Origin of the sequence: Caulobacter sp. LjRoot300 (assembly GCF_964253875.1) — a bacterium.
GTDB lineage: Bacteria > Pseudomonadota > Alphaproteobacteria > Caulobacterales > Caulobacteraceae > Caulobacter.
Genome location: NZ_CAXUSA020000004.1, coordinates 216730 through 242935, shown reverse-complemented (window position 1 = coordinate 242935; position 26206 = coordinate 216730). Strand labels below are relative to the sequence as shown.

General features: G+C 67.7%; 30 protein-coding genes. 16 read left to right on the top strand and 14 right to left on the bottom strand.

The window, feature by feature from the left end:
* Nucleotides 1-50 precede the first annotated feature (50 nt).
* From ACSQ2G_RS15555 to ACSQ2G_RS15540, 4 genes are all read left to right on the top strand, one after another.
* Entirely contained in the window at nucleotides 51-494 is a 444-nt protein-coding gene (locus ACSQ2G_RS15555; protein ID WP_436032349.1) for a MarR family winged helix-turn-helix transcriptional regulator, read from the top strand.
* Entirely contained in the window at nucleotides 491-1261 is a 771-nt protein-coding gene (locus tag ACSQ2G_RS15550) for an enoyl-CoA hydratase (RefSeq protein ID WP_436032347.1), read from the top strand. Before ACSQ2G_RS15555 ends, ACSQ2G_RS15550 begins: the two co-directional genes overlap by 4 nt.
* 45 nt (nucleotides 1262-1306) lie before the next feature.
* Complete coding sequence (locus tag ACSQ2G_RS15545) at nucleotides 1307-2164, top strand: SDR family oxidoreductase (RefSeq protein ID WP_436032346.1); 858 nt, start codon at nucleotides 1307-1309, stop codon at nucleotides 2162-2164.
* A gap of 85 nt (nucleotides 2165-2249) precedes the next feature.
* The gene (locus tag ACSQ2G_RS15540) at nucleotides 2250-3353 is read left to right on the top strand and encodes a Fic family protein (protein ID WP_436032344.1); all 1104 of its coding nucleotides are present in this window, start codon (nucleotides 2250-2252) and stop codon (nucleotides 3351-3353) included.
* A gap of 5 nt (nucleotides 3354-3358) precedes the next feature.
* On the opposite strand, the gene ACSQ2G_RS15535 is transcribed toward ACSQ2G_RS15540, so the two are convergent.
* Nucleotides 3359-3688 carry a TfoX/Sxy family protein gene (locus ACSQ2G_RS15535; RefSeq protein WP_436032342.1) on the bottom strand — a complete coding sequence of 110 codons (330 nt, stop codon included), beginning with the start codon at nucleotides 3686-3688 and terminating at the stop codon, nucleotides 3359-3361.
* Between ACSQ2G_RS15535 and ACSQ2G_RS15530 the strand changes: the two genes are divergently transcribed.
* Complete coding sequence (locus tag ACSQ2G_RS15530) at nucleotides 3689-4180, top strand: N-acetyltransferase family protein (RefSeq protein ID WP_436032340.1); 492 nt, start codon at nucleotides 3689-3691, stop codon at nucleotides 4178-4180.
* Between the two features lie 56 nt (nucleotides 4181-4236).
* Here the strand turns inward: ACSQ2G_RS15530 and ACSQ2G_RS15525 are convergent, their stop codons facing one another.
* A complete protein-coding gene (locus ACSQ2G_RS15525; protein WP_436032339.1) occupies nucleotides 4237-5535 on the bottom strand; it encodes an MFS transporter in 1299 nt (432 codons plus the stop codon).
* A 255-nt stretch (nucleotides 5536-5790) separates the two neighbouring features.
* On the opposite strand from ACSQ2G_RS15525, the gene ACSQ2G_RS15520 reads away from it, so the two are divergent.
* The 6 genes from ACSQ2G_RS15520 (at nucleotide 5791) to ACSQ2G_RS15495 (ending at nucleotide 10785) form a co-directional block, all read left to right on the top strand.
* Nucleotides 5791-6309: a GNAT family N-acetyltransferase gene (locus ACSQ2G_RS15520; RefSeq protein ID WP_436032337.1), complete on the top strand. Its 519-nt coding sequence runs from the start codon at nucleotides 5791-5793 to the stop codon at nucleotides 6307-6309.
* A gap of 185 nt (nucleotides 6310-6494) precedes the next feature.
* Nucleotides 6495-7070 (top strand): DUF1285 domain-containing protein, encoded by a 576-nt coding sequence (locus ACSQ2G_RS15515; protein ID WP_436032335.1) that lies wholly within the window; start codon nucleotides 6495-6497, stop codon nucleotides 7068-7070.
* A gap of 2 nt (nucleotides 7071-7072) precedes the next feature.
* Nucleotides 7073-7711 (top strand): CoA pyrophosphatase, encoded by a 639-nt coding sequence (locus ACSQ2G_RS15510; protein WP_436032892.1) that lies wholly within the window; start codon nucleotides 7073-7075, stop codon nucleotides 7709-7711.
* A 111-nt stretch (nucleotides 7712-7822) separates the two neighbouring features.
* Complete coding sequence (locus ACSQ2G_RS15505; RefSeq protein ID WP_436032890.1) at nucleotides 7823-9061, top strand: CCA tRNA nucleotidyltransferase; 1239 nt, start codon at nucleotides 7823-7825, stop codon at nucleotides 9059-9061.
* 322 nt (nucleotides 9062-9383) lie between these two features.
* Nucleotides 9384-10079 (top strand): glutamine amidotransferase-related protein, encoded by a 696-nt coding sequence (locus tag ACSQ2G_RS15500; protein ID WP_436032333.1) that lies wholly within the window; start codon nucleotides 9384-9386, stop codon nucleotides 10077-10079.
* A 58-nt stretch (nucleotides 10080-10137) separates the two neighbouring features.
* A complete protein-coding gene (locus ACSQ2G_RS15495; protein ID WP_436032331.1) occupies nucleotides 10138-10785 on the top strand; it encodes an Isoquinoline 1-oxidoreductase subunit in 648 nt (215 codons plus the stop codon).
* Between the two features lie 43 nt (nucleotides 10786-10828).
* Here ACSQ2G_RS15495 and hemF read toward each other — a convergent pair whose 3' ends face one another.
* Entirely contained in the window at nucleotides 10829-11701 is an 873-nt protein-coding gene (gene hemF, locus ACSQ2G_RS15490; protein ID WP_436032329.1) for an oxygen-dependent coproporphyrinogen oxidase, read from the bottom strand.
* Nucleotides 11702-11901: 200 nt separating this feature from the next.
* Entirely contained in the window at nucleotides 11902-12363 is a 462-nt protein-coding gene (locus ACSQ2G_RS15485; RefSeq protein WP_436032327.1) for a tRNA (cytidine(34)-2'-O)-methyltransferase, read from the bottom strand.
* A gap of 204 nt (nucleotides 12364-12567) precedes the next feature.
* Between ACSQ2G_RS15485 and petA the strand changes: the two genes are divergently transcribed.
* From petA to ACSQ2G_RS15470, 3 genes are read left to right on the top strand one after another with little or no spacing between them, the layout of a single operon-like run.
* Complete coding sequence (petA, locus tag ACSQ2G_RS15480; RefSeq protein WP_310085661.1) at nucleotides 12568-13119, top strand: ubiquinol-cytochrome c reductase iron-sulfur subunit; 552 nt, start codon at nucleotides 12568-12570, stop codon at nucleotides 13117-13119.
* Nucleotides 13120-13124: 5 nt separating this feature from the next.
* The gene (locus tag ACSQ2G_RS15475) at nucleotides 13125-14444 is read left to right on the top strand and encodes a cytochrome b (protein WP_436032325.1); all 1320 of its coding nucleotides are present in this window, start codon (nucleotides 13125-13127) and stop codon (nucleotides 14442-14444) included.
* 5 nt (nucleotides 14445-14449) lie between these two features.
* The gene (locus ACSQ2G_RS15470) at nucleotides 14450-15304 is read left to right on the top strand and encodes a cytochrome c1 (RefSeq protein ID WP_436032324.1); all 855 of its coding nucleotides are present in this window, start codon (nucleotides 14450-14452) and stop codon (nucleotides 15302-15304) included.
* Between the two features lie 67 nt (nucleotides 15305-15371).
* Here ACSQ2G_RS15470 and ACSQ2G_RS15465 read toward each other — a convergent pair whose 3' ends face one another.
* From ACSQ2G_RS15465 to ACSQ2G_RS15435, 7 genes are all read right to left on the bottom strand, one after another.
* Nucleotides 15372-16136, bottom strand: a complete 765-nt coding sequence (locus ACSQ2G_RS15465) for a hypothetical protein (protein ID WP_436032323.1) — start codon at nucleotides 16134-16136, stop codon at nucleotides 15372-15374.
* Nucleotides 16137-16188: 52 nt separating this feature from the next.
* Nucleotides 16189-16881: a dienelactone hydrolase family protein gene (locus ACSQ2G_RS15460; RefSeq protein WP_436032321.1), complete on the bottom strand. Its 693-nt coding sequence runs from the start codon at nucleotides 16879-16881 to the stop codon at nucleotides 16189-16191.
* Nucleotides 16874-17566 carry a hypothetical protein gene (locus ACSQ2G_RS15455; protein ID WP_436032319.1) on the bottom strand — a complete coding sequence of 231 codons (693 nt, stop codon included), beginning with the start codon at nucleotides 17564-17566 and terminating at the stop codon, nucleotides 16874-16876. Before ACSQ2G_RS15455 ends, ACSQ2G_RS15460 begins: the two co-directional genes overlap by 8 nt.
* A gap of 61 nt (nucleotides 17567-17627) precedes the next feature.
* Entirely contained in the window at nucleotides 17628-18308 is a 681-nt protein-coding gene (locus tag ACSQ2G_RS15450; protein WP_436032317.1) for a dienelactone hydrolase family protein, read from the bottom strand.
* Between the two features lie 65 nt (nucleotides 18309-18373).
* Nucleotides 18374-19474, bottom strand: coding sequence for a redox-regulated ATPase YchF (ychF, locus tag ACSQ2G_RS15445; RefSeq protein WP_436032315.1), 1101 nt, complete (start codon nucleotides 19472-19474; stop codon nucleotides 18374-18376).
* Between the two features lie 372 nt (nucleotides 19475-19846).
* Entirely contained in the window at nucleotides 19847-20266 is a 420-nt protein-coding gene (locus ACSQ2G_RS15440; protein WP_436032313.1) for a GNAT family N-acetyltransferase, read from the bottom strand.
* A 4-nt stretch (nucleotides 20267-20270) separates the two neighbouring features.
* Nucleotides 20271-20852 (bottom strand): DUF2199 domain-containing protein, encoded by a 582-nt coding sequence (locus tag ACSQ2G_RS15435; RefSeq protein ID WP_436032312.1) that lies wholly within the window; start codon nucleotides 20850-20852, stop codon nucleotides 20271-20273.
* Between the two features lie 466 nt (nucleotides 20853-21318).
* Here ACSQ2G_RS15435 and ACSQ2G_RS15430 point away from each other — a divergent pair, with 466 nt between their 5' ends.
* The gene (locus tag ACSQ2G_RS15430) at nucleotides 21319-21585 is read left to right on the top strand and encodes a hypothetical protein (protein WP_436032310.1); all 267 of its coding nucleotides are present in this window, start codon (nucleotides 21319-21321) and stop codon (nucleotides 21583-21585) included.
* A gap of 50 nt (nucleotides 21586-21635) precedes the next feature.
* On the opposite strand, the gene ACSQ2G_RS15425 is transcribed toward ACSQ2G_RS15430, so the two are convergent.
* Nucleotides 21636-21887 carry a winged helix-turn-helix domain-containing protein gene (locus ACSQ2G_RS15425; protein WP_436032308.1) on the bottom strand — a complete coding sequence of 84 codons (252 nt, stop codon included), beginning with the start codon at nucleotides 21885-21887 and terminating at the stop codon, nucleotides 21636-21638.
* Nucleotides 21888-22113: 226 nt separating this feature from the next.
* On the opposite strand from ACSQ2G_RS15425, the gene ACSQ2G_RS15420 reads away from it, so the two are divergent.
* On the top strand, nucleotides 22114-22854 hold the full coding sequence (locus ACSQ2G_RS15420; RefSeq protein ID WP_436032306.1) for a hypothetical protein: 741 nt from the start codon (nucleotides 22114-22116) through the stop codon (nucleotides 22852-22854).
* Here the strand turns inward: ACSQ2G_RS15420 and ACSQ2G_RS15415 are convergent.
* Together ACSQ2G_RS15415 and uvrB are read right to left on the bottom strand one after the other, a co-directional pair.
* Complete coding sequence (locus ACSQ2G_RS15415) at nucleotides 22821-23753, bottom strand: DNA adenine methylase (RefSeq protein WP_436032304.1); 933 nt, start codon at nucleotides 23751-23753, stop codon at nucleotides 22821-22823. The two genes, ACSQ2G_RS15420 and ACSQ2G_RS15415, sit on opposite strands and share 34 nt — an antisense overlap.
* Nucleotides 23754-23908: 155 nt before the next feature.
* Nucleotides 23909-26188 (bottom strand): excinuclease ABC subunit UvrB, encoded by a 2280-nt coding sequence (gene uvrB, locus ACSQ2G_RS15410; RefSeq protein ID WP_436032302.1) that lies wholly within the window; start codon nucleotides 26186-26188, stop codon nucleotides 23909-23911.
* Nucleotides 26189-26206 lie beyond the last annotated feature (18 nt).

Below are 26206 nucleotides of genomic sequence, written 5' to 3'. Positions count from 1 at the left end.
CGGTCGAAACATTCGTTTGATGTTTCGCGCGCGAACTATAATCTCACGCCATGACCACGCCTCCCGACCGCCGCCTGGTGTTCCTGCTCAATGTCGCCCACCGCCGGGTGCAGCGCTATGTCGAGGCCAAGATGGCGGCCAAGGGCGGACTGACCGCCGCCCAGTCCGGGGCCCTGTTCGTGCTGGGCCAGAAGGACGGCGCCCTGATCGGCGAGGCCGCCGAGGCCCTGGACCTGGCGCCCTCGGCCATGACCGGCCTGGTCGACCGCATGGTCCGCGCCGAGCTGGTCGAGCGCCGGCCCGACCCCAAGGACGGCCGCGCCCTGCGCCTCTATCTCACCGACAAGGGGCGCGAGGCCCGCGAGGACGCCAAGGCCGGCGTCGAAGGCCTCAACGCCCACCTGACCGCCGGCTTCACGGACGACGAGATCGCCGTGGTGTCGCGCTGGCTGGCCAGCCTGCAAACCAAGTTCCCCAAAGGAGACCCCGCATGAGCGACCAGGTTAAGGTCGAGATCGACGCCGGCGTGATGACCATCACCCTGGCGCGGCCGGACAAGAAGAACGCCCTCTCCAACGCCATGTACGGCGTGTTGGCCGACAGCCTGGAAAAGGCCGAGAACGACCCGGCCGTGCGGGTGGTGGTGTTCCAGGCCGACGGCGACAGCTTCAGCGCCGGCAACGACCTGCAGGACTTCGCCGCCCAGGCCACCGGCGCCTTCACCGGCGAGCGCCACGTGATGCGGTTCCTCAAGACCCTGGCCAAGGCGACCCGGCCGCTGGTCGCCGCCGTCCAGGGCCAGGCCGTGGGCGTGGGCACGACCATGCTGCTGCATTGCGACCTGGTGTTCACCAGTCCCGACGCCAGGCTCACCGTGCCGTTCGTCAACCTGGCGCTGGTGCCGGAGGCCGCCTCCAGCCTGTTGCTGCCGGCCCGCATCGGCCACGCCCGCGCCTACGCCATGTTCGCCCTGGGCGAGGCGGTCAGCGGCGAGACGGCCGCGGCCTGGGGCATCGCCAACGCCTGCGTGCCGGTGGAAGACCTGCGCGCCAAGGCCCGCGCCGCCGCCGACCAGCTGGCCAAGCGTCCGCTGGGCGCCCTGACGACGACCAAATCGCTGATGCGCGACGCCGAGGCGATCTCGGCCCTGATGGACAAGGAGGGCGAGCTGTTCGGCCAGCGCCTGCAGACCGCCGAGGCGCGCGAAGCCTTCATGGCCTTCGCCGAGCGTCGCGCGCCGGATTTCTCGAAGGTCTCCTGAACTTGGCGGGCCTATAGTGTGGGTGGAATTCCAGGAGCCTGATCGATGTCCCTAGCTGGCAAGACCCTGTTCATCACCGGCGCCTCGCGCGGCATCGGCCTGGCCATCGCCCTGCGCGCGGCCCGCGACGGCGCCAACATCGTCATCGCCGCCAAGACCGCCGACCCGCATCCCAAGCTGCCCGGCACCATCTACACCGCCGCTGAAGAGATCGAGGCGGCCGGCGGCAAGGCCCTGCCGCTGGTGGTCGACGTGCGCGAGGAAGCCAGCGTCCAGGCCGCTGTCGACAAGGCGGTCGAGACCTTCGGCGGCATCGATATCTGCGTGAACAACGCCTCGGCGATCTCGCTGACCGGCACCCTGTCGACCGACATGAAGCGCTACGACCTGATGCACCAGATCAACGGACGCGGCACGTTCCTGACCTCGAAGATCTGTCTGCCGCACCTGAAGAAGGCGGCCAACCCGCACATCCTGGCGCTGTCGCCGCCGCTGGACATCAAACCCCGCTGGTTCGCGCCGCACGTGGCCTACTCCATGGCCAAGTACAATATGAGCCTGTGCATGCTGGGCCTGGCCGAGGAGTTCCGGTCCGACGGCGTGGCCTGCAACGCCCTGTGGCCGCGCACCGCCGTCGCCACCGCCGCCATCCAGTTCGCCCTGACCGGCGAGGAGGGCCTCAAGCACTGCCGCACGGTCGAGATCATGGCCGACGCGGCCCACGCCATGTTCCTCAAGCCCGCGCGCGAGTTCACCGGCCAGTTCGTGATCGACGACACGTTCCTCTACGCCGAGGGCGTGCGCGACTTCGACCGGTACCGCGTCGACCCCACCGCCACCCTGATGCCGGACTTCTTCGTGCCCGAGGACAGCGTCCCGCCGCCGGGAGTGGTGATCGGATAGGCTCAAGTTCGCAAACAGCGAACTTTTTTACATGTCTCGCTTCTCATGTTAAAGAAAACGCGATCCTTTAACATGAGGGGGCGGCATGTTAAAGCCGGCCTACGCCATTCCCGCCCTGCCGCCGGCGGCGGATCTCGAAACCGTGGCGGTGCTTCGTGAAGCCGCGCGGGCTCACCGTTACTTGGCGGAGTTGAAGGGGCGGGCCACGGCCATCCCAAACCAGGGCATCTTGATCGACACGCTGTCGCTCCAGGAGGCGCGGGCGAGTTCCGAAATCGAGAACATCGTCACGACCCAGGACGAAATGTTCCAGGCGACGCTGTTTCCGGACGGCCCTGATGGCGGGCCGGCCAAGGAAGTCGCGCTTTATCGCGACGCGTTGAAGCGCGGCTACGATAGGCTCGCCGAAAACCAGGGCCTGCTCACCAACAATACGATCATCGAAATGTTTCAGGTGCTCAAGCGCACCACGGGCGAGTTCCGGGCGACGCCGGGAACGGCGCTGCGCAACGACGTCTCGGGCGAGATCGTCTATGTGCCGCCGCAGGATCGCGCCGCGATCATCACGCACATGACGGCGTTGGAGCGCTTCCTCAACGATGAAGTCGCCAGCGACCTGGACCCGCTGATCAAGATGGCTCTGATCCATCATCAGTTCGAGAGCATCCACCCGTTTCCGGACGGCAATGGCCGGATCGGGCGCATTCTGAACGTCCTCTACCTGACCAAGGTCGGTTTGCTCGATATCCCGATCCTGTACCTCAGCCGCTACATCAACGCGCACAAGGCCGAATACTATCGCCTGCTGCAGACCGTGCGAGATAGCGGTCAGTGGGAGGAATGGCTGCTCTACATGCTGCGGGCCGTGGCGGAGACTGCTCGGCAGACCCTGGAACTGGTCCAGGGCGTGGGCGAGCTCATGGCCGAATACAAACGGCTCCTTCGAACCAACCACACGCGAATCTATTCGCAAGACCTGCTCAACAACCTTTTCCGCCACCCGTACACGCGCATTGATTTCGTCCTGAAGGAACTGGGCGTCGTCCGGCAGACGGCCGCCAGCTACCTGGACGAACTGGCGGCCGCCGGGTTGCTGGAAAAACACAGCCAAGGCCGCAACAACTATTACGTCAACAAGCCGCTGGTTGAGCTTCTGCTGCGGATGTCCGATGCGAAGGGCGCGCGATAGCCAGCCTACCCGCGCGCCTTCCGCGCCGCCGCCACGGCGATCGAGCGGCGCGCCCAGTCCACCATCAGGTCGGGATCGTCCAGGGCCTCGGCCGGGGCGGTCCAGTAGGCCATCGGGCTCATGCCGAACGGGGCGAACTGGGTGCTGCCGGCCGCCTCGAAATCGGCGCGCAGGGTCTCGTCGCCCTTCAGGTAAAGGGTGTCGTCGTCGACCAGGGCGAAGAACAGGCCTTGGGCGTAGAGCCCGACTCCGCCGAACATCCGGCGCGAGGTCAGCGGCCCGACCGGCGCCAGCTGTTCCAGCACGAAGTCCAGATAGTCCGAAGAGACCGCCATATGCCCGTCACCACCCAAGTCTCGGTTCGTCCCGCCGTCGCCGCCGACGGTGATCTGATCCTGCGGTTCATCCGCGACCTGGCCGCCTACGAGAAGCTGCTGGACGACGTGCGGGCGACGCGGGACGACATCACGGTGGCGCTGTTCGGCGATAATCCCAAGGCCTTCTGCGACATCGCCGAGATCGACGGCCGGCCGGTGGGGTTCGCCCTGTGGTTCTACAACTTCTCGACCTTCGTCGGCCGGCACGGGATCTATCTGGAGGACCTGTTCGTGCGGCCCGAGGCGCGGGGCTCGGGCGCGGGCAAGGCGCTGCTGGCCAACCTGGCCAGGCGTTGCGTCGACGAGAAGCTGGGCCGGCTGGAATGGGCCGTGCTCGACTGGAACGCCCCGTCGATCGCCTTCTACGACAGCCTGGGCGCGGCGGCGATGGACGAGTGGATCGTGCGCCGGATGACCGGCGAGGCGTTGCGGAAACTGGCGGGGCTATAGTCGAGACTGCGGCTGGGGACAGGCACATGTGCCTGTCCCCGTCCAGCGCACGGCCCCTATTCCAGCCGGTCCGCCTTTCGCAGGTCCGGGAACATCTTCGCCCAGGCCCCGGTCACCACCAGCGCCCCGACGCCGCCGAAGATCGCCGCGCCGACCGGGCCCAGGAACCGGGCCGCGACGCCGCTCTCGAACTCGCCCAGCTCGTTGGAGGCGCTGATGAACAGGCCCGAGACGGCGGCGACCCGGCCGCGCATCGGGTCGGGGGTGACCAGCTGCACCAGGGTCTGGCGGATATAGACCGAGACCATGTCGGCCCCGCCCAGCACCGCCAGGGCGGCCACCGACAGCCACATCCACTGCGACAGGCCGAACACCACCGTCGCGGCGCCGAACACCGCCACGGCGCCGAACATCAGCAGGCCCGCGCGGCGGCGGATCTGATGGCTGGCCAGGACGACCGCCACCAGGGTCGCGCCCACGGCCGGGGCGGCGCGCAGGACGCCGAAGCCCTCGGCCCCGACATGCAGCACGTCGCGGGCGAACACCGGCAGCAGGGCCGTGGCCCCGCCCAGCAGCACCGCGAACAGGTCCAGCGAGATCGAGCCGAAGACGATCTTGTTGCGCCAGGTATAGACCAGGCCCTCCTTGATCAGCGTCCAGCGCGAGCCGGGCTGCACCACCGGCTTGGTCGACTGGCGGATGCCCAGCAGGCACAGGCCACCCAGCAGGAACAGGCCGGCCGAGGCCCCGAACGCCGTGGCCGGCGAGATCGCGCACAGCAGGCCGCCGAGGGCGGGGCCGATGATCGAGGCGCTCTGCCAGGACAGCGAATTCCAGGCGATGGCGCGCGGCAGCAGCGGGCGCGGCACCAGCATCGGGCCCATGGCGCTGGAGGCCGGCGACAGGAAGGCGCGCCCGGCCCCGAACAGCACGGCGATGGCGAAGATCGGCCACAGGGCCGTGTGTCCCGACCAGGCCAGCAGACCCAGGCCGCCGGCGCACAGGATGTCGACGCCGATCGCGGCGGTCATGATCGCCTTGCGGTCATGCCGGTCGGCGGTTTCGCCCGCGGTCAGGGCCAGGAAGAACAGCGGAATGAACTGGGCCAGGCCCACCATGCCCAGCAGGAAGGCGCCCTGGCCCTCGTCATGGCCGGTTTCGCGGGCCAGGGTGTAGACCTGCCAGCCGATTGTCACCGCCTGGATCTGCACGGCCAGGGTGGCGACGAAGCGGGCGGTCCAGAAGAACAGGAAGTCGGTCTGGCGCAGCAGGGCGCGCATGGAGGTGTCCCCCTCCTGCTTTGGCGCTTCGAGGGCCGAAGGGACGGAGTCGAGGTCGGGGGGGAGGTCGGTCATCGCGGCGGACCATGTCTCCGGGCGAGCGTCGCCGCAATCGCGTTTGTTTGATGCGACCGTTGATTTCATTGACGCCATGCGCCCCAGGCCCTATTTCGCGCCCTCCAACGGAAGGACGCGCCGCCATGCGACGCCTGCGACGAACCTGCGCCGCGCGGACCGGAGTCCGCATCTAACGCCCCGGAGGCGGCCGTCTCGGCCGCGTCACGATCCGGGGCTATGTCCCCTTTTCGTGTTCCGGATCGTTTAGCGCCCATGTCGTCTTCCGCCGTCGTCCCTTCGCCTGTCCCGCCGTCCATCCTGATCGAGCGGCCCGAGCACGCCCGCGCCGTCGAGGTGCTGGTCGACCGCGCCTTCGGCCCCGGCCGGTTCGCCAAGTCGTCCGAGCGCCTGCGCGAGGGCAACCGCAAGCTGGACGACTGCTCGTTCGTGGCCCTGCATGATGGAAGGGTGATCGGCAGCGTGCGGCTGTGGCCGGTGAGGGTGGGCGACAAGGCCGTCGCCTTCCTCGGCCCCCTGGCCGTCGACGCCGACGAGCGCAAGCACGGCCTGGGCCAGGCCCTGGTCGAGGCCGCCTGCGCGGCGGCCGCCAAAGCCGGCTGGCCGGCCGTGCTGCTGGTCGGCGACGCCCCCTATTTCGGCCGCATCGGCTTCGCGGCCGAGCCCGCCGCCCGGGCGACCATGCCCGGCCCGGCCGACCAGCGCCGGGTGCTGGTCAAGGCCCTGGTCGAGGGCGGGGACGCCGGGTTGGTGGGGCCGATCGGGATTCCCTGAAGATCCTCCCCCTGTGGGGGAGGTGTCGATCGAAGATCGACGGTGGGGGGAGTGATCGGCAGGCGGCCACAACCCGGATCGAGGATCGTAAAACGCCCCCCACCGATCGCTGCGCGATCGCCTCCCCCACAGGGGGAGGGCTGGCGAGCCTTGAGCCCAGGGCCGGCTTGCCCTACCTGAACCCCATGACTGCGGATCCCACACCTTCTGGCCTGGCCGGCGTCACCGCCGCGGCCAAGAGCACGGGTCAACGCGGCCTGCCGCCCGTCCACCTGTGGCATCCGGAGCATTGCGGCGAGATCGACATCCGCATCCGCAAGGACGGGGTCTGGTTCCACGAGGGCACGCCGATCGGTCGCGAGGCGCTGGTGCGGCTGTTCTCGACCGTGCTGCGGCTGGATCCGGACGGCTATCACCTGGTCACGCCGGTCGAGAAGCTGAAGATCGAGGTCGAGGACGCGCCTTTTATCGCCACTCGCGTGGACCAGGTGGGCGGTATCTTGCGCTTCGAGACCAATGTCGGCGACGTGGTCGAGGCCGGGCCGGACAACGCCGTCCGGGTCGAGACCGACGCAGCGACCGGCGAGCCCCGGCCCTATCTGCACGTGCGCCGCGGCCTGGAGGCGCTGATCGCCCGGCCGGTGTTCTACGAACTGGCCGAACTGGCCGTCGAGCGCGACACGCCGGAAGGGCCGCGCCTGGGCGTGGCCTCGAACGGCGCCTGGTTCCCGATCGCCCCAGCGGGGGCGCACCGGCCGTGACCCTGACCCGCGACGAGCGCCGGGTCTGGATCGCCAGCAAGCTGGATCCGATCAGCGCCTATGATCCCAGCCTGGACGCGGCCCGCTCGGACTTCGATCTCAACCCCCACGTCCTGCCCGACAATCCCCACGCCCTGCGGCCGGCCGCGGTGCTGGTCGGCCTGGTCGAGCACGACGAGGGCATGACCGTGCTGCTGACGCGCCGGTCCGACACCCTGCGCAGCCACACCGGCCAGATCGCCTTTCCCGGCGGCCGCTGCGATCCCGGCGAGACCCCGTGGGAGACCGCCCTGCGCGAGGCCCAGGAAGAGGTGAACCTCGACCCGGCCTTCGTCACCCTGGCCGGCCTGCTGCACGGCTACCGCACGGTGACCGGCTTCCATGTCACGCCGGTGGTCGGTTTCATCGATCCGGCCGCCACCTTCGAGGCCAGCCCGGACGAGGTGGCCGACGTGTTCGAGACGCCGTTCGCCTTCCTGATGAACCCGGGCAACCACCAGCGCCAGCACCGCGACCTGCCGGACGGCGAGCGGCGGTTCTTCTACGCCATGCCGTGGAACGAGCGGTTCATCTGGGGCGCGACGGCGGGCATGCTGCGGGCGTTGTACGAGCGGCTGCACGGCGAGGAGGCCGCCGCGTGACGTTCCGTCACCGGCCATCCGGACTTGCCGGTTTGAAATAATCGTTTGAAATGCCGGCCCCCGCGTGTGGGGCGTGTCGTGACTTGGGGGCGTTGGGTGAACACCGAGACGATGGGCGCGGCGCCCTGGATGGCGCTGCCGGAGACCCAGGCCGTGATCGCCGCGCTCGAGGCGCGGGGCGGCTCCGGCTGCGCGCGGTTCGTGGGCGGCTGCGTGCGCAACACCCTGATGGGCAAGCCCATCGACGACATCGACATCGCCACCATTCTGACCCCGGAGGAGGTGATCGAGGCGCTGGCGGCGGCGCGCCTGCGGTCCATCCCCACCGGCGTCGACCACGGCACGGTCACGGCCCTGTCGGGCGGCCGTCCCTACGAGATCACCACCCTGCGCCGCGACGTCTCGACCGACGGCCGCCGGGCGGTGGTGGCGTTCACCCAGGACTGGAGCGAGGACGCCCAGCGCCGCGACTTCCGCTTCAACGCCCTCTATGCCGACCTGCTGGGCCGGCTCTACGACCCGACCGGCGAGGGCCTGAACGACGCGCGCCAGGGGCGGGTGGTGTTCGTCGGCGACGCGATGACCCGGATCCGCGAGGACTATCTGCGCATCCCGCGGTTCTTCCGCTTCCACGCCTGGTACGGCCGAGGCGAGGCCGACCACGAGGCGCTGGCCGCCTGCCAGGCGCTGAAGGACGGGATCGAGACCCTGGCCGCCGAGCGCATCCAGAAGGAGCTGTTGAAGCTGCTGGCGGCCGACGATCCGCGGCCCGCCCTGCGGCTGATGGCGGCCACCGGCGTGCTGTCCGCGATCCTGCCGGTCGTGAAATCCCTGGCCCGGCTCGAGGGACTGATCACGATCGAGAGCGAGCAGCTGTTCGAGAACGATCCCGAGCTGCGCCTGGCCGCCCTGATCCCCGAGGATCCCCAGGTCGCCGAGCAGGTGGCCGACGACCTGCGGCTGTCCAACGCCCAGAAGGAGCGGCTGGTCCAGGCGGTCGCCCAGTCGCCGCGCCTGGTCAGCTGGATGAGCCCGCGCGAGACCCGCCGGGTCGTCTACGCCCTGGGCCTGAAGGCCTTCAGCGACCGGGTCAAGCTGGCCTGGGCCGCCTCGGACCGGTCGGCCGCCACCCCGCAATGGCGCGGCCTGCTGGCCCTGGGCGAGAGCTGGACGCCGCCCGCCTTCCCCCTGACCGGCGAAGATGTCCTCAAGGCCGGCGTCCCCAAGGGCCCGCTGGTCGGCCAGGTGATGCGCGAGGTCGAACTCTGGTGGATCGACCAGGACTTTATCGAGGACCGGTTCTCGATCATCGAACGGCTGAAGGCGGTGGTCCAGGGGATGGTGTTCTAGGATTTCCCTCTCTCATAGAGAGAGGGAGGGGCCCGCCGCGAAGCGGTGGGAGGGTGAGAGGTTACAATCTCTCAGAACGAAACTTTGACGAAGGCAGCGCCTCGGCGGCGGTGTCGAGAGTGTAGGTTTGGGGCGCTTTTGAGATGCTTGAGGGCTCTGGATTTGCCGGTTGACGGTGAAACCTCTCACCCTCCCACCGCCTGCGGCGGCGGGCCCCTCCCTCTCTCAAAGAGAGAGGGATTTGGGTGCGCGACTTCACCTTGAACTCGGTCGCGCCCGCTCACAAATGCGGTCATCGTCCAATACGCCCAGAGACCCGTCCATGAAGATCGGCCTGCTCGAGACCGGCGAACCGCCCGAGGCGTTGCTGCCCGAATTCGGCCGCTACACCACCATGTTCCAGGACTTGCTCGGCCCCGGCCACGACTACGTCGTCTACGACGTCCAGGCCGGCGCGTTGCCCGCCGATCCGGCCGAGTGCGACGCCTATGTCGTCACCGGCTCGTCGGCCGGGGTCTATGACGACCTGCCGTGGATCGCGCCGCTGAAGGCCTTTCTCGTGGAGGTTCGCGGCCAGCCGCTGGTCGGCGTCTGTTTCGGCCATCAGGTCATGGCCGAGGCCTTTGGCGGCAAGGTGGTGAAGTCCGACAAGGGCTGGGGCCTGGGCCTGCACAGCTATGAGGTGGCCGAACCGCAGTCCTGGATGGATACCGACGGAACGGTCGCCGTCCCGGCGTCGCACCAGGACCAGGTGGTCGCCCTGCCGCCGGGCGCCCGCGCCGTGGCCGGCAGCGCCTTCACCCCGGCCGGGATCCTGGTCTATGACGACCGGCCGGCCATCTCGATGCAATTCCACCCCGAGTTCGACCCGGCCTATGCGCGGGCCCTGATCGAGGCCCGGCGCGGCGGCCGCTTCACCGACGCCCAGGCCGACGCGGCCGTCGCCAGCCTGGACCAGGCCAACGACCGGGCGAGGGTGGGCGCCTGGATCGCGGACTTTCTGGCCCAGCACGCCTGAAATCCGGCAACCTTCGCCGCGACCCGGCCGTTTCGCCTGAAACGCGGAGGCCCGACAGATGAGAGTCGTCACCGTCCTGCTGACCGCCGGCTGCGTGGCGACCGTCGCCGGCCTGATGCCGTCCGTCTGGGCGGCCGCGCCGGGGCCCGCCGCCCCGGCCCCGACTGAGACGCTCAAGAGTCCGGCCGATTTCGCCTCGATCAAGGACCCGGCCGTCCGCTCGGTCGCCCTGTTCACCGAGGCCGGCAAGGTGATCGAAAGTCCGCGCTGCATGAACTGCCACCCGGTCCAGCGCGCCCCCACCCAGGGCGACGACCGCCACCCGCACGATCCGCCGATGGTCGGCGGCCAGAGCGGTCACGGACCGGTCGGCCTGCCGTGCGCCGCCTGCCACGGCCCGGCCAACGTCCAGACCTGGGGCCAGGACATCGAGTCGATCCCCGGCGATCCGAAATGGGCCCTGGCGCCCGCCGAAATGGCCTGGCAGGGCAAGTCGCTGGGGGCGATCTGCGCCCAGATCAAGGACCCGGCCCGCAACGGCGGGCGTTCGCTGGCCGAACTGCACCACCACATGGCGGAGGATCACCTGGTCGGCTGGGCCTGGAGCCCGGGCGACGGCCGGGTCCCCGCGCCGGGGACACAGGCCCAGTTCGGGGAACTGGTGAAGGCCTGGATCGACACCGGGGCGAAGTGCCCGAAGGCCTGATCGCGGTCGGGGACAGGCGCATGCGCCTGTCCCCAGTCCGACCCTACGGCCATTTCACCTCGGGCGGCATCGAGCTGAGGATCGACTCGACATTGCCCCCGGTCTTCAGGCCGAACATCGTGCCGCGGTCGTAGAGCAGGTTGAACTCCACATAGCGGCCGCGCTGCACCAACTGCTGCTCGCGCTCCTCGGCCGTCCAGGCCTCGCCCATCCGGCGGCGGACAAGGGTGGGGTAGATGTCCAGGAACGCCTTGCCGACGTCCTGCGTGAACGCGAAGTCGCGGGCCCAGTCGCCGCTGTCGTGGTGGTCGTAAAAGATGCCGCCAATCCCGCGCGGCTCGTTACGGTGGGGCAGGAAGAAATACTCGTCGCACCAGGCCTTGTACTTAGCGTGCCAGGCCGGATCGTGGGCGTCGCAGGCGCGCTGGTAGGCGGCGTGGAAGTCGATGGCGTCGGGAAAGTCCTGCCGGCGCTGGTAGCCGAGCAGGGGCGTCAGGTCGCCGCCGCCGCCGAACCAGCTCTTGGTGGTGGCGATGAAGCGGGTGTTCATGTGCACGGCCGGCACGCGTGGGCTGCGCATGTGGGCGATCAGGCTGACGCCGGTGGCGAAGAACCGCGGGTCCTCGTCGGCGCCGGGCATGGACTTGGCCATCTCAGGCGTGAAGGTCCCGAACACGGTCGAGACGTGGACGCCGACCTTCTCGAACAGCCGGCCGTGCATCATCGACATGACGCCGCCGCCGCCGGCCTCGCGGTCCCAGGGCTTGCGGACGAACCGCCCGGGCTCTCCGGCGTAGAGCGCGGCGGGGGCCTCGTCCTCCAGGCGCTCGAATTCCGCGCAGATCTGGTCACGCAGGCTTTCGAACCAGGCGCGGGCGGCGGCTTTCTTCTGGTCGAGGTCGAGGGCGTTCGTCATGGCAAGCCGATTAGGCGTTTGGCGGGTTCGGCGCAAATACGCAGGAGCGCGTAAGGTCGGGCGCGTTGTCCCTCCCCCTTGCGGGGAGGGTGGCGGCGAAGCCGACGGGTGGGGGATCGGTGCAGGGCGTTTGGCTCATCAAGCCCCACCCGACCCGCTGCGCGGGCCACCCTCCCCACAAGGGGGAGGGAAGGGAGGATTTATCCCCCGGGAAACCCGTCCGTCTGCCGCAGCGCTTCGCCCAGGGCCATGGCCGCCGTCGTCGCCAGGTTCATCGACCGCGCTTCCGGGCGCAGCGGGATCGTCAGGCGCGTGAAGGCCGCCGCGTGAACCTCCGGTGGCGCCCCGTGGCTCTCGTTGCCGAACAACAGGGTGTCGCCTGCCTGAAAGTCGAACTTGTGGAACGGCGCGGTCGCCTTGGTGGTGAACAGCAGCAGCCGGCCTTCGCGGCGCTCCGGCGCGGCCAGGAACGCCTCCCACGAGGCGTGGCGGACCATGTGGGTCAACGGCCCGTAGTCGAGGGCCGCGCGCTTCAAGCTCTTGTCGTCCAAAGGGAAACTGCAGGGCTCGATGACGTCCAGCCCCACGCCCAGGCAGGCGCCCAGGCGAATGGCCGCGCCCACGTTCTGAGGAATGCCGGGTTGAAAAAGCGCGAGCCGCATTCTAAGCGAACCACCATAGAGCCAACAGGGGCATTTGCTGCGAATCGAAAGGGCTTGCGGACTTCGTCCGCGCGTCCGATAGGACGATCCGCTTTTGCCTGTTGTGGCGAAGACCCGTTCGCGGGTCCAGACAGTATGCGCCGACAGGCGTTTCTCCAGGCCGGGCCGTCTTTGGCGGCGCGGCGGCATCGAAGGGTGACTTGGGTGGCCGACACCGCCGTGGGCGCAAAAACTGATCCGGCGCATGGGGAAGACCCCAGCCGCCGGGATTTCATCTACATCGCAACGATGGCGGTCGCCGCCGGCGGCGCAGCCGCGATCGCGTGGCCTTTCATCGACCAGATGAACCCCGCCGCCGACACGCGGGCCCTGGCGTCGATCGAGTTCGACGTGACCAAGGTGCCCGAGGGCCAGCAGGTCGTCGTCAAGTGGCGCGGCAAGCCGCTGTTCGTGCGCAACCGCACCAAGGCCGAGATCGCCAAGGCGGTCGCGGACGACAGCGCCTCGATGAAGGATCCCGAAAAGGATTCGGCGCGGGTGAAGCCGGGCAAGTCCCAGTGGCTGATCGTCGGCGGCAACTGCACCCACCTCGGCTGCGTCCCGACCTTCGGCGGCGGCGAGTACGGCGGCTGGTTCTGCCCGTGCCACGGCTCGGTCTACGACACCTCGGGCCGTATCCGTAAGGGCCCCGCGCCCAAGAACCTGGTGGTTCCGGAATACGCCTTCCTGTCCGACACCAAGGTCAAGATCGGTTAAGCGAGATGAGCGGACATTCGACCTACGAACCCAAGACCGGTATCGAGCGCTGGCTCGACGCCCGTCTGCCGATCGTGCGCCTGGGCTACGACAGCTTCGTCGATTACCCCACGCCGCGTAACCTGAACTACTGGTGGACCTTCGGGGCCATCCTGTCGCTGTGCCTGGCCTCGCAGCTGATCACCGGCATCATCCTGGTGATGCACTACACCCCGAGCGCCGACCACGCCTTCGCCAGCGTCGAGCACATCATGCGCGACGTGAACTACGGCTGGCTGATCCGCTACATGCACGCCAACGGCGCGTCGATGTTCTTCATCGCCGTCTACATCCACATGCTCCGCGGCCTCTACTACGGCTCCTACAAGGCGCCGCGCGAAGTGCTGTGGCTGCTGGGCTGCGTGATCTACCTGCTGATGATGGCCACCGCCTTCATGGGCTACGTCCTGCCCTGGGGCCAGATGTCGTTCCACGGCGCGGTCGTGATCACCAACCTGTTCGGGGCCCTGCCGCTGGTCGGCGAGAGCATCACCACCTGGCTGTGGGGCGGCTTCGCGGTCGACAACCCCACCCTGAACCGCTTCTTCTCGCTGCACTACCTGCTGCCCTTCATGATCGCCGGCGTGGTGATCCTGCACATCTGGGCGCTGCACGTGGTGGGCCAGAACAACCCGACCGGCGTCGAGCCCAAGTCGAAGGCCGACGTCCTGCCCTTCACCCCGTACGCGACGGTGAAGGACGCGTTCGCGGTCAGCGTCTTCCTGATCCTGTTCGCCTTCTTCGTGTTCTTCATGCCCAACGCCCTGGGCCACGCCGACAACTACATCCCGGCCAACCCGCTGGTGACGCCGTCGCACATCGTGCCGGAATGGTACTTCCTGCCGTTCTACGCGATCCTGCGCGCCGTGCCGGACAAGCTGATGGGCGTGCTGGCCATGTTCGGCGCCATCGCCTGCCTGTTCGCCCTGCCGTGGCTGGACCGCTCGAAGGTGCGCTCCATGCGCTATCGCCCGACGGCGAGGATCCACTTCTTCATCTTCGTCGCGGCGTGCTGCATCCTGGGCGTCTGCGGCGCCAAGCTGCCGGACGATCCGGTGATCCCGGGCCTGACCACGTTCCCCCTGGGTGGCTCGGATCTGAACAGCTTCGTGTGGCTCAGCCGTGTGGCCGCCGTCTACTATTTCGCGTTCTTTGTGTTCGTGATGCCGTTCCTGCCGCTGTCGGAAAAGACCCTGCCGGTGCCGGACTCCATCGCCTCTCCCGCCCTGTCGCACCCGGCCGCCGCGCCGGCCGAAGCGACCGCCGCGCCTGAAATGAAGGGCTGATCCCGATGCTGCGCAAACTCTCCGTCATCGCAGCGGTCGCGGGTCTCCTGACGGCCGGCGTCGCCGGCCCGGCCCTGGCGGCCCACGGCGCCCTGCCGGCCAAGGACGTCCACTGGTCGTTCGAAGGTCCGTTCGGCCGGTTCGACCAGGCCCAGCTGCAGCGCGGCTACAAGGTCTATCGCGAGGTCTGCTCGGCCTGCCACTCGATGAGCCTGGTCAGCTTCCGCAATCTCGGCGACAAGGGCGCCCCGTTCTACGACAAGAAGTACCCGAACTCGAACGACAACCCGTACGTCAAGGCGATCGCCAAGGACTACGAGGTCGCCGACATCGACAACGAGACCGGCGACACGATCAAGCGTCCGGCCACCCCGGCCGACCGCTTCCCCGCGCCGTTCCCGAACGAGGCGGCTGCCCGCGCCAGCAACGGCGGCGCCCTGCCGCCGGACATGTCGCTGCTGGCCAAGGCCCGCGAAGAGGGGCCGGCCCACGTCTACTCCATCGTCACCGGCTACGCGGCCCCGCCGCCCGGCCTGAAGATGGACGCCACCCAGCACTACAACCAGTACATGACGGGCGACCTGACCTCCTATTGGTCGGGCGACCACAAGCACGTGCCCCCGGGCGGCTTCATCGCCATGGCCCCGCCGCTGAAGGCCGGCCAGGTGACCTTCGACGACGGCACGCCGTCGACGCTGGACCAGGAAGCCAAGGACGTCTCGGCCTTCCTGATGTGGGCCGCCGAGCCCAAGCTGGAAGAGCGCAAGCAGACCGGCTTCGCCGTGCTGCTCTATCTGGTGCTGTTCGCGGGCCTGCTCTACGCCAGCTACCGCAAGGTCTGGAAGAACGAGTCGCACTGATCGCGACACGCGGATCCGTAAAGATCGAGGGCCCGGCGGCGACGCCGGGCCCTTTTTCTTTGCCTGCCTAGCGAGCGGCCGGCACGGGCGTCAGCCACAGGCGCAGGGCCTTGGGATCCAGCCGCAGGCGATAGGCGGCCAGCACCTGGACGCCGATCGCCCCGACCACGCCTTCGGGCAGGTCGCCGGCCACCACGGCCGGCAGGTCCTGGCGCAGGGTCCCGGCCAGCGACAGGCCGCTCAGGGTTCCGGCCGGCTTCTGGCGCGGTCCGTCGGCGGCGCCGCGGGCCCGCACGCCGCCGGCCGAGGCGGTGTCCAGGGCGAACGGCCCGGAGACGCCCCTGAGGCCATTCGAGGCCGCCGCGAGGATCGTCGGCGTGCCGCCGACCATCGTCACGGGCAGGCCGCCCTCCCGGCCGCCCAGCGACGTTCCGGGAGGCTCCAGCCGCAGGCGGCAGGGCGAGAAGTCCAGGGTCAGGGTGTAGCGGTCCAGGATGTCGGCCCCGATCATCCCGACGATCGGGGTCGAGAAGCCGACGGCGCGATAGTCCAGGCTCTGGACGGCGATCGGCGCGGCCTCGACGGCTTGGCCCGCCAGGCGCACGGGCAGGGACAGGGCCGTGGCGGTGAAGCCGGCGCCCTGGGCGACATCCAGGTGCAGCAGGGTGCGCGGCGCCGACAGGTCGATCACATAGTCGCCGGCGATCCCGCCGATCGCCGCCGGGGCGACGACCGCGCCGTTCTCGAACCAGCAGGCGGTCTCGCCCGCCACGGCGGAGCCGCCGTGCGCCGCCAGCAGGCTCAGGGACAGCAGGGGGGCGAGGCGGCGCATGGCGCGATCCTAGCCAAGGTTTCGCCGGCGGGCGACCGCCTAGAGCGATCGCCTAAGCCTCGCCCCGCGAACCGCCCGCCCGCTGGAACAGTTGCAGCGTCCGCAGCATGGCCAAGGCGGCGCTGTCGGGGTGATGGCCGCTGGGAGCGACGAAGGCGTGGCCGGCGTCGTACAGCCAGACCGGCAGGTCGGGATGGGCGTCGGCGATCCGCTCGACGTCGCTCATCGGGATCAGCGGGTCGGTCCGGCCGAAATGCAGGATGGTCGGGACCTTCGGCTGCTCGTCGGCATAGGCGGCGATGTCGCCGCCGTAGAAGCACGACACGGCCGTCAGACCGGTGCAGCGGGCCGCGGCCAGCCAGGCGGCGGTGCCGCCGAAGCAGAAGCCCATGGCGAAGACCTTGCCGCCGCCCGACAGCCTGTCGATCGCCGCCTGGACCCGGGGCAGGATCGTCGCGCCCCACCCGGTGGCTAGGCCCAGGGTCATGCGGGCGTCCAGGTTGGGCGGGTCGAGGTCGGCGGCGGGGAAGGGCGCGTCGGCGTCGTCCAGCAGGCTGGGCGCGATCACCTCGTAGCCCTGTTCGGCCAGGGTGTCGGAGAGCTGGCGGATGTGCGGCGTGACGCCCCAGATGGCGTGCAGGATCACCAGCCCGCCCCGCCGCGCCTCGCCGGGCGGAGCGTGGTAGGCGGAGACCGCCTCGCCGCCGGCGGTGGCCAGGACGATGCGGTCGCCGGCCTCAGCCATGCTTCTTGTCGGTCAGGGTGCAGGCCACGCCGGCCGCCTTGGCTTCGTCGCAGGACAGCGACGACGGGGTCGCGGTCGAGCCCGGCGCCGGGGCGTCGACGATGTAGCCGCCGCCGCCCTTGCAGGCGATCTCGTAGCGCCGGATCGGCGGGTCGCCGCCGCCGCCCAGATAGGCGCCGTTGGCCACCGTGCAGGCTGGCGAGGCCTTGGCGGCCAGCGGCTTGAGCCCCGCGACGGGGGCGGCGTTGCCGGGCAGCGAGCAGACCATGCCCTTGGGCCAGGCCTTGCCGGCGGCCAGGGCCGCGGTGTCCAGCGCCAGACAGTCGTTCAGCTGCGACTTGCCGTCCGGACCCATGCTGATGATCCAGCCCAGGGCGTCCTTGCAGACGATCTCGTATTCCGGTTTGCTGCTGGGACGGGGCGAGAGCGGCGCGGCCTCGATCACCTCGCACGGCGCATGCAGCTCGGCGGCGACCTTGGCGGCCGTCCGGACTACCATCGGATTGCCGGGCTCGCGCGGCACGAGCCGGGCGGTCGGCCGGTTGACCAGGCTGTACTCCGTCATGTTGTACTGCTGGGTGCCGTAAAGCCGGGTTGGCGGGGGCGGCCCCGTCTGGGCCTGCGCCGAGCCCGCGACCGCCGCCAGGGCGGCGGCCAGGATGAACAGGTGGCCGAGCTTCTTCATGGGACCCCCAAGGTCTTTGTCTAGGCTCAAGGTTGTATCGAGCCTGGCCGCTTCGCAAGCCCTAAGCCGCGCCGTGCGCCTGGAACAGCGCCAGCGTCCGCTCCCGCGCCAGCCTGGCGTCGTCGAGGTCGGAGTCGGGACGGCCGTCGTTATTGAAGCCGTGGCCGCTGTTCTCGTAGACGTGGACCGGAACTTCCGGGTGGGTCTTGGCCAGCCTGGCCTTCACCGTGTCGGCGGGGATGTGGGGGTCCTTGCGGCCAAGGTGGACGAGCACCGGCGCGTTCAGCGCAAGCTCGGCGTTGGCCGCGATCATGCTGCCGTAATAGGCCGCGCCCGCCGCCAGGCCCTTCAGCTTGCTGGCCGCCAGCCAGACCAGCGAGCCGCCCAGGCAGTAGCCGACCGCGAACACCGGCCCGCGCGGGGCCAGATGGTCGATGCAGGCCTGGATGTCCGACAGCATCGGCTCCAGCCCGATCGCCTGCACGTGGCCCACGCCGACCGCGAAGGCCGCCGGCTCGTGCTCGGCCACGTAGCCCGGAACGCGGCGATCGAAGATCGACGGCGCCAGCACCTCGAAGCCCAGGGCCGACCAGCGGGCCACGTCGGCCTGGACGTACGAGTCCAGCCCGAAGATCTCCTGCACCACCACGATCCCGCCCTTGCGCTCGCCCCCGGGCAGGGCGTGGAGGGCGGTGAATTCGAAACCGTCGAGGGCGGAGGTCAGGGTGGCGGTGTCGGTCATGGAAAGCGCTCGAACGGAAGACCAGATACGAAAACGGCCGGGGATGAGCCCGGCCGCTTGTGGTTCTACACGTTGAACCGGAAGTGCATCACGTCGCCGTCCTTGACGATGTAGTCCTTGCCCTCGGCCCGCATCTTGCCGGCTTCCTTGGCGCCGCTTTCGCCGCCCAGCTTGACGAAGTCGTCGAAGGCGATGGTCTCGGCGCGGATGTAGCCCTTCTCGAAGTCGGTGTGGATCACGCCGGCCGCCTGCGGGCCGGTGTCGCCGACATGGATGGTCCAGGCGCGGGCCTCCTTGGGGCCGACCGTGAAATAGGTCTGCAGGCCCAGCAGGCTGTAGGCCTCGCGGATCAGGCGGTTCAGGCCCGGCTCCTCCAGGCCCAGGGTCTCGAGGAACTCGGCGCGTTCGTCGGCGTCGAGCAACGCGATCTCGCTCTCGATCTGGGCCGAGATGACCACGGCCTTGGCGTTGTCCCTGGCGGCGCGTTCGGCCACCAGGTCGCTGTACCTGTTGCCCTTGTCGGCGCTGGCTTCCTCGACGTTGCAGACATAGAGGGCCGGCAGCGAGGTCAGCAGCTGCAGCATGTGCCAGGCCTTCTCGTCGTCCGGGTCGACCTTGGCGGCGCGGGCCGGGCGGCCTTCGCGCAGCTGGGCCAGGGCCAGGTTGATCAGGCGCAGGGTGTTGGCCGCTTCCTTGTCGCCGCCGGTCTTGGCCTTCTTCTCGATGGCCGGGACGCGCTTTTCCAGGCTCTCCAGGTCGGCCAGCATCAGCTCCATCTCGATGATCTCGAGGTCGCTGAGCGGGTCGATGCGGCCCTCGACGTGGGTGATGTCGTCGTCCTCGAAGCAGCGGGCGACGAAGGCCACCGCGTCGCAGTCGCGGATATTGGCCAGGAACTGGTTGCCCAGGCCCTCGCCCTTGGACGCGCCGCGCACCAGGCCGGCGATGTCGACGAAGGTGATCCGGGCCGGGATGATCTCCTTGGAGCCGGCGACCTTGGCCAGGGCGTCCAGGCGCGGCTCGGGCACGGCCACGTCGCCGGTGTTGGGCTCGATGGTGCAGAACGGATAGTTGGCCGCCTGGGCCGCGGCCGTCTGGGTCAGGGCGTTGAACAGGGTGGACTTGCCGACATTGGGCAGGCCGACGATGGCGACTTTAAGGGCCATGGAACTCTCGGTGAATTTCGTTGGCGCGCGCTTAGCATGGATCGCGCGGGAAGTCCTGTCGGACATCGGCCGAGCGGCCGCCGCCCGCCCCCTACGGACCGCCTTTCGATGGTCCTCCCCCTGTGGGGGAGGCGATCGCGCAGCGATCGGTGGGGGGAGTTTTGGGATCGGCGATCCGGGGTGCGGCCGCCTGCCGATCACTCCCCCCTCCGTCGGCTGCGCCGACACCTCCCCCACGGGGGGAGGATCTGATAGCCACGGCTTCGCCGCCTCACATGATTGGCCGCTGAGGGTATGGAAAGGGACGCGCACTCACGCCGAGCGCCCCGCGAACCTGGCCAAGGTCCCGCCGTGAGAGCGTGCCCACGCCCCCTACAGCTTCACCCGGAAATGGAACGCGTCCACGGCCAGGCCCTCGCGGAAATAGAACCGGTGGGCGGCCTCGCGGACGACGTTGGAGATCAGCTCCAGGTGGCCGCAGCCCTCGCGCCGGGCCTCGGCCTTCAGCCAGTCCAGCAGCGCCTTGCCGTGGCCCTGCGAGCGGACCCGCGCGTCGGCGACCAGGTCGTCGACGCTGAGGAACCGGCCGCAATACAGCATGTCCAGCACCCGATACCCGGCCACGGCCCGCGCCACGCCGTCCTGCGCCACATAGGCCAGCCGGAACCCGTCGCTGGCCATCAGCTGGCGGATGCGGGCGACATAGGTCTCGCGGATGAGGTGGGGCCGCAGCTGGGCCATAACGTCGAAGGTGGCCAAGATCTCGGCGTCGGTGTGGGCGAGGGTGATCATGGGGTCAGAGGTCCAGGTGGGCGTGGACGTACGCGACCGCCTCGCGGAAGGGGATTCCCTGGCGTCGGCCGACCGACAGCGGGTGATCGGTCTCCTCGAGCTCGATCAGCGGCCGGAGCGCGCCGGTCCGGGCGTGAACGCTGCACCTCAGGCTCAAGGTCTCGGGATAGCCGGGCAGGCTGTTGGAGAACCAGCCGAACATCGGCGGCAGGTCGACGCGGTCGGCCTCGTTCTCGTCCTCGAAGGTCGGCAGGTAGCGGAAGAAGCTGTCGCGGCTCAGGCTCGTCCACACGCCAAAGCTCAGCACGCCCTCGCGATCCGTCAGCGGTAGCTCCAGCACGCCGCGCACGAAGTAGTGCTCGCCCTCGTCGTTCCGCCAGATGCAGGTGTCGGTGGTCAGGTCGAAGTCGTCGGCCTGTTCCTGCTCGGTGGCCTGGGCCCAGGCAAGCGGAGCGGAGAACGCGACAGCGGGAAGCTTGTCATGCGTCTGGCCGCAGGCAGCGCAGATCCAGCCCTTGGGCGCCGCTGGCGCGGGGCGGCGCCCGGTCAGGCGGTCGAGAAAGCGGCGCACGGGGCTGGTCGTCATGACGCCGATGTTTGCCCTTCCTCGCGAAGAGGAGCCAGCCTTTCATTTCACGGCGAGACGATCGCCGGTCTGGGCAGGCTGCTCAAGGACCGGCCGGAGGCCGGCCGCGACGCGGCGGCGCGGAGCGCCGTCCTTGACTGACCTGTCCAGACCGGCACGCTGCTGCCTACGAGAGATGTAAGGCGGGGCAGGGCGCGAGACGCCTGCCCTTCGAGGGGGTTGGATGGTTCGGATCGGAAGCGGGGCGCTGCTGGCCCTGGCCTTGGCGGGCTGCGCGCCGAGGCCGGAGTCCACGCCGATGGTCAACGACCCGGTCCCGACGGTGTGGATCGCCCTGCGCTAGGCCGACGCCAGGACGCTGCTGATCGAGGCCGGCTCCCGGATCAGGGCCGAAGAGCAGACCCCAGAGCACGGCTGGCTGATCACCGCCGAGGTCCCCGACGGCCTGCCCGTCACCTGGAAGGGCATGCAGTGCAAGGGCGACGGACCCGATCGGGCCTGCACCGAGTACGAGATCGACGTCGCGCTGAAGACCGCCAGCCCGCAGGCCGCCCAGGCCCTCGCCACCTCGCGCGACGTCCTGTTCCCAGCCGACGCCGCCCTCGGCGACGAGTACGTCGTCTGGCGCATGGGCTTCACCTATGGCGGTGTCACGCGGGCCTATCTGAAGAACACGCTGGCGGCGACGATCGACATGGGGTTCGCGGCGGCGAAGGAGGCGGGGAAAGGATGAGAGGGCGAAAAGAGTGCATGTCTCTGTTTCCACCCTGTTTCCATCAGTACTTACTTGTGAAGAGGATTTATCCCATACAGCCCTCGATGCACCTTAATAAATGGCGAAGAAATTCCTCTGTTGGTAATGCTTCTGTTGAGGGATGTGGATAGTGTTTTCTCCGGAGTGGTGCCATGTTTTCTGATGAGGCCAAGCTTAAGTGATTCTGTGGCCAATTCTCGGCACGTCATTGGCCGATTAGTCCGTCTCAATACTTCTTCCGCGGCCGTTAGTAGATTCGCGTTCGGCGGATTGGTGGTCATGCGATTCCTCACGGTCCTAGAACATTCCAGGGACAGGGCGCCGTCAACCGTGCCTTACCGCCGGCGCCTGATGCCTCCTGCAAGATAGCCTACTTCAACTCGCGGAGGCATCTCCCTTACCGGAGGCTGGTAGCCGAAGGTCCTCAAAGGAGGCTGAAGCACGGGTGTAAAGCGCGGATTAACCTTGAGCATGAGAATTACGTTCACAGTTCCGAAAAGGCTAACCATGGCTAATCAGGTAGACCGCGCGATCCGTGATCTGGCGCAAAAGCTCATAGCGAGTGGTTGGTCTAGGCGCGGAGCAGACGTGCTGAGAGTCATGCTCGAAAAAGGTTGGATCAGCACCGATGATATCAACGACCTCGGTTACAATCACCCACCGCGTGCTGTTGGTGACGTAAGGGATGCTGGAATTCCGGTCATCACAGGCAAGGGTACCTCCCGTACTGGCAGGCGCATGGCGGTCTACGCCTTAGGTGTCGCAGCCGATATCCAGGAAGGACGAGTTGGTGGTCGCTCCGCGTTTCCAAAAAAGTTCAAAGCTGAACTTATCCGTCGCTACGGTTCAATTGATTGTATAACCGGCGCGAAGCTTGACGAGCGAGTGCTCCAAATTGACCACCGCATACCTTATCGCATTGGTGGTGATGCTGGTTTATCTGATCATGACGTCGAAGCGTTCATGCTCCTCGACGGATCTAGTCAGCGGGCAAAATCGTGGTCATGTGAGAGCTGTCCAAATATGCAGCCCGAAGCGCGAGTAGTGTCAACTTGTAAATCTTGTTTTTGGTCCTTCCCCGAAAACTATGAACATATTGCTACGGAGCAAATTCGCCGCACAGATCTAGTCTGGCAAGGTGATGATGTGGATGTTTATGATCGCTTGCGTGGCTTGGCCGGTATTTCTGGTCTATCTGTAGGGGAGTATCTGCTTCAGCTCGCTCGAGCGAAGGTGAAGATTCCTTGAGGGTTCTCCCGCGTTAAAACTCCATCGAATGGTGACGCTAGGCCTGGAGACAAATATAGGCTTTCAATGGTTTCTTCGTGGCGACCAGCAAGCGTTGCTTGGCTCGATCTCCCAGCATGTAGCAAAAGTCGCGTTAGTGAGAGATGCTCTGGCAAGGCCTCTCCGTAGACTTTACCGCCCGTCATGCCATCATACGATAAAGCAAACCGAACGCCTCTTGCTCTCAGTAAGGACAGGCCTGCTGTCAGTCGATCCAGCTGAAGTTGCTCAGCATATCGCTTGTCTCGCCCCACAGTCGTCCCTAAATAGGGTGGGTCCATATAGACAAAGTCGATGATCCTGCTATCCGTTGTGGTGTCCAGCCAATCGCCACATCTGACTTCGACCTTATTTTGAAGAATGTGGGCTGCTCCAAATATGGCTTCTCGCATTCTTTCGGGCCTCATGCCCAGGCGACGCTTGTCGTGTGATTGGGTGAAGTCGCCTTTCTTACTGAAGCGGACAGCATTTTTAACGCAACGGCAGATGAGATATAGAAGATCTATTGGATCTCTATGCCGATTGTATCGGCTACGAATATTGTTGAAATATTCCGTTCCTGCAGTCGCTTGGCCGCTCCATATATCATGATATTGCTTCGCGGTATTTTCGGGATCGGTGATGATTGTGCGCCATAGCTCAGAAATTGGAGCCAAAACATCGCTGATGACATAACGACGGGCGATCCCATGGTGTGCGGCCCATAGGGTCATCGCGGCAGAGCCCGCGAATGGCTCATACCAAGTGTCGATGTCCTGCGGAATATAAGGGGCGATAAGTGGCGCCAGGCTACGCTTTGAGCCTTGGTAGGGAATGGGATGGGGGAGGCGATTCATCCTGAGCAACATGACCTGAAACACCTAGCCTTTCCAGCGAGCACATTAGGATTTTCGGGGCCGGAAGAGCCTTCTAGGCATGACCGTTGTCCCCCTCGCACGCTTAGCTTGAGGGGAAGCGGCGCCATTGCAAGCGCTAGTTGTTCATGATTTGTTTTTCTTCTTTTTTTGGGCTGCCTCTACAACCGCCCCTTCCGAAACGCCTCCGCCTGCTCCGCCCTTAGCTCCGCCCGCACCCGCTTGGGCATCGCCTTGTCCACCGCCTCGCCCGGGGCGGTCAGGGCCTCGTTGGCGAATTCCAGGTCCATCAGCTTCATGCGCTTGATCTCGTCGCGCAGGCGGGCCGCGGTTTCGAACTCCAGATTGGCGGCGGCCTCGCGCATGCGGGCCTCCAGGTCCTTGAGCGCGGCCTTGAAGTTGTCGCCGCTGAACGGCTTGGCGTCCTTGCCCTCGCCGATGCCGCCGATCGGCACCAGCACCCGGTCGCCGCGCTCGTAGGGGCTGTTGAGGATGTCCTTGATGTCGCGCTTGACGCTCTCGGGCGTGATGCCGTGCTCGAGGTTGTAGGCGTGCTGCTTCTCGCGGCGGCGGGCGGTCTCGTCCATGGCCCGCTCCATGCTGCCGGTCACCCGGTCGGCATAGAGGATGACCTTGCCGTCGATGTTGCGCGCTGCCCTGCCTATCGTCTGGATCAGGCTGGTCTCCGAGCGCAGGAAGCCTTCCTTGTCGGCGTCGAGGATGGCGACCAGGCCGCATTCGGGGATGTCCAGGCCCTCGCGCAGCAGGTTGATGCCGACCAGCACGTCGAACTGGCCCAGGCGCAGGTCGCGGATGATCTCGATCCGCTCCATGGTGTCGACGTCGCTGTGCATGTAGCGCACGGCGATGCCCTGCTCGTTCAGGTATTCGGTCAGGTCCTCGGCCATCTTCTTGGTCAGGACGGTGACCAGGGTGCGGTAGCCCTTGGCCTTGGTCTGGCGGATCTCGTCGACCACGTCGTCGACCTGGCTGGCCCCGTCCTTGGAGACCGGGCGGACCTCGACCGGCGGGTCGATCAGGCCGGTGGGGCGGATCACCTGTTCGGCGAAGACGCCGCCGGCCCGCTCCAGCTCCCACTTGGCCGGTGTGGCGCTGACGTGGATCGACTGCGGCCGCATAGCGTCCCACTCCTCGAACTTGAGGGGGCGGTTGTCCAGGGCGCTGGGCAGGCGGAAGCCGTACTCGGCCAGGGTCCATTTGCGGTTGCGGTCGCCCTTGTACATGGCGCCGATCTGCGGGACCGTCTGGTGGCTCTCGTCGGTGAACAGCAGGGCGTTGTCGGGGATGTATTCGAAGAAGGTCGGCGGCGGCTCGCCCGGCCGGCGGCCCGACAGGTAGCGGCTGTAGTTCTCGATGCCGGCGCAGGAGCCGGTGGTCTCGATCATCTCCAGGTCGAAATTGGTCCGCTGCTCCAGGCGCTGGGCCTCCAGCAGCTTGCCGTTGGCCTCCAGCCAGGCCAGGCGCTCCTTGAGCTCGGCGCGGATGGAGATGATCGCCTGGCGCAGGGTGGGGCGCGGGGTGACGTGGTGGCTGTTGGCGTAGACCTTGATGCTGTCCAGGTCGCCGGTCTTCTTGCCGGTCAGCGGGTCGAACTCGCTGATCGCCTCGACCTCGTCGCCGAACAGGCTGATACGCCAGGCGCGGTCCTCGTAGTGGGCGGGGAAGATCTCGATGGTGTCGCCGCGGCGGCGGAACGTGCCGCGCTCGAAGGCGGCGTCGTTGCGCTTGTACTGCTGGGCGACCAGGTCGGCCATCATCTGCTTTTCGTTGATGGTCTGGCCGACCTCCAGGGTGAAGGTCATGGCCGTGTAGGTCTCGACCGAGCCGATGCCGTAGATGCAGCTGACGCTGGCCACCACGATGACGTCGTCGCGCTCCAGGATCGCCCGGGTCGCCGAGTGGCGCATGCGGTCGATCTGCTCGTTGATGGAGCTGTCCTTCTCGATATAGGTGTCGGTGCGCGGGACGTAGGCTTCCGGCTGGTAGTAGTCGTAGTAGCTGACGAAGTACTCGACCGCGTTGTCGGGGAAGAAGCTCTTCATCTCGCTGTAGAGCTGGGCGGCCAGGGTCTTGTTGGGGGCCAGGATCAGGGCCGGGCGCTGGGTGGCCTCGATGACCTTGGCCATGGTGAAGGTCTTGCCCGAGCCGGTGACGCCCAGCAGCACCTGGTCGTTTTCCTGGCCTTCCAGGCCCGCGACGAGCTCGGCGATAGCGGTCGGCTGGTCGCCGGCCGGTTCGTAGTCGCTGACCAGCTTGAACCGCTTGCCGCCCTCGGACTTCGCCGGCCGCGCGGGGCGGTGCGGGGTCCACAGCATGGGCGTCGAGGCGGCGTCGACCTCGGCGTCCAGGGCGACATCATGGATGAACTTGGCGGAGACGTCGGAAACGCCGCCGGCAGGGGTCTCGGAGGATCGGGCCATGCCGGGAAGGTAGGTCCG

What these genes read in the sequence shown, in the direction of transcription:
- ACSQ2G_RS15435 (WP_436032312.1), bottom strand. Translation starts at nt 20,852, where the DNA reads ATGACGACCAGCCCCGTGCGCCGCTTTCTCGACCGCCTGACCGGGCGC.
- ACSQ2G_RS15465 (WP_436032323.1), bottom strand. Translation starts at nt 16,136, where the DNA reads ATGCGCCGCCTCGCCCCCCTGCTGTCCCTGAGCCTGCTGGCGGCGCAC.
- ACSQ2G_RS15440 (WP_436032313.1), bottom strand. Translation starts at nt 20,266, where the DNA reads ATGATCACCCTCGCCCACACCGACGCCGAGATCTTGGCCACCTTCGAC.
- ACSQ2G_RS15470 (WP_436032324.1), top strand. Translation starts at nt 14,450, where the DNA reads ATGCTGCGCAAACTCTCCGTCATCGCAGCGGTCGCGGGTCTCCTGACG.
- ACSQ2G_RS15540 (WP_436032344.1), top strand. Translation starts at nt 2,250, where the DNA reads ATGTTAAAGCCGGCCTACGCCATTCCCGCCCTGCCGCCGGCGGCGGAT.
- ACSQ2G_RS15520 (WP_436032337.1), top strand. Translation starts at nt 5,791, where the DNA reads ATGTCGTCTTCCGCCGTCGTCCCTTCGCCTGTCCCGCCGTCCATCCTG.
- ACSQ2G_RS15420 (WP_436032306.1), top strand. Translation starts at nt 22,114, where the DNA reads ATGGCTAATCAGGTAGACCGCGCGATCCGTGATCTGGCGCAAAAGCTC.
- ACSQ2G_RS15500 (WP_436032333.1), top strand. Translation starts at nt 9,384, where the DNA reads ATGAAGATCGGCCTGCTCGAGACCGGCGAACCGCCCGAGGCGTTGCTG.
- ACSQ2G_RS15450 (WP_436032317.1), bottom strand. Translation starts at nt 18,308, where the DNA reads ATGACCGACACCGCCACCCTGACCTCCGCCCTCGACGGTTTCGAATTC.
- ACSQ2G_RS15485 (WP_436032327.1), bottom strand. Translation starts at nt 12,363, where the DNA reads ATGCGGCTCGCGCTTTTTCAACCCGGCATTCCTCAGAACGTGGGCGCG.
- ACSQ2G_RS15495 (WP_436032331.1), top strand. Translation starts at nt 10,138, where the DNA reads ATGAGAGTCGTCACCGTCCTGCTGACCGCCGGCTGCGTGGCGACCGTC.
- ACSQ2G_RS15515 (WP_436032335.1), top strand. Translation starts at nt 6,495, where the DNA reads ATGACTGCGGATCCCACACCTTCTGGCCTGGCCGGCGTCACCGCCGCG.
- ACSQ2G_RS15430 (WP_436032310.1), top strand. Translation starts at nt 21,319, where the DNA reads ATGCAGTGCAAGGGCGACGGACCCGATCGGGCCTGCACCGAGTACGAG.
- ACSQ2G_RS15535 (WP_436032342.1), bottom strand. Translation starts at nt 3,688, where the DNA reads ATGGCGGTCTCTTCGGACTATCTGGACTTCGTGCTGGAACAGCTGGCG.
- ACSQ2G_RS15455 (WP_436032319.1), bottom strand. Translation starts at nt 17,566, where the DNA reads ATGAAGAAGCTCGGCCACCTGTTCATCCTGGCCGCCGCCCTGGCGGCG.
- ACSQ2G_RS15545 (WP_436032346.1), top strand. Translation starts at nt 1,307, where the DNA reads ATGTCCCTAGCTGGCAAGACCCTGTTCATCACCGGCGCCTCGCGCGGC.
- ACSQ2G_RS15550 (WP_436032347.1), top strand. Translation starts at nt 491, where the DNA reads ATGAGCGACCAGGTTAAGGTCGAGATCGACGCCGGCGTGATGACCATC.
- uvrB (WP_436032302.1), bottom strand. Translation starts at nt 26,188, where the DNA reads ATGGCCCGATCCTCCGAGACCCCTGCCGGCGGCGTTTCCGACGTCTCC.
- hemF (WP_436032329.1), bottom strand. Translation starts at nt 11,701, where the DNA reads ATGACGAACGCCCTCGACCTCGACCAGAAGAAAGCCGCCGCCCGCGCC.
- ACSQ2G_RS15505 (WP_436032890.1), top strand. Translation starts at nt 7,823, where the DNA reads ATGGGCGCGGCGCCCTGGATGGCGCTGCCGGAGACCCAGGCCGTGATC.
- ACSQ2G_RS15425 (WP_436032308.1), bottom strand. Translation starts at nt 21,887, where the DNA reads ATGACCACCAATCCGCCGAACGCGAATCTACTAACGGCCGCGGAAGAA.
- ACSQ2G_RS15525 (WP_436032339.1), bottom strand. Translation starts at nt 5,535, where the DNA reads ATGACCGACCTCCCCCCCGACCTCGACTCCGTCCCTTCGGCCCTCGAA.
- ychF (WP_436032315.1), bottom strand. Translation starts at nt 19,474, where the DNA reads ATGGCCCTTAAAGTCGCCATCGTCGGCCTGCCCAATGTCGGCAAGTCC.
- ACSQ2G_RS15555 (WP_436032349.1), top strand. Translation starts at nt 51, where the DNA reads ATGACCACGCCTCCCGACCGCCGCCTGGTGTTCCTGCTCAATGTCGCC.
- ACSQ2G_RS15475 (WP_436032325.1), top strand. Translation starts at nt 13,125, where the DNA reads ATGAGCGGACATTCGACCTACGAACCCAAGACCGGTATCGAGCGCTGG.
- ACSQ2G_RS15530 (WP_436032340.1), top strand. Translation starts at nt 3,689, where the DNA reads ATGCCCGTCACCACCCAAGTCTCGGTTCGTCCCGCCGTCGCCGCCGAC.
- ACSQ2G_RS15460 (WP_436032321.1), bottom strand. Translation starts at nt 16,881, where the DNA reads ATGGCTGAGGCCGGCGACCGCATCGTCCTGGCCACCGCCGGCGGCGAG.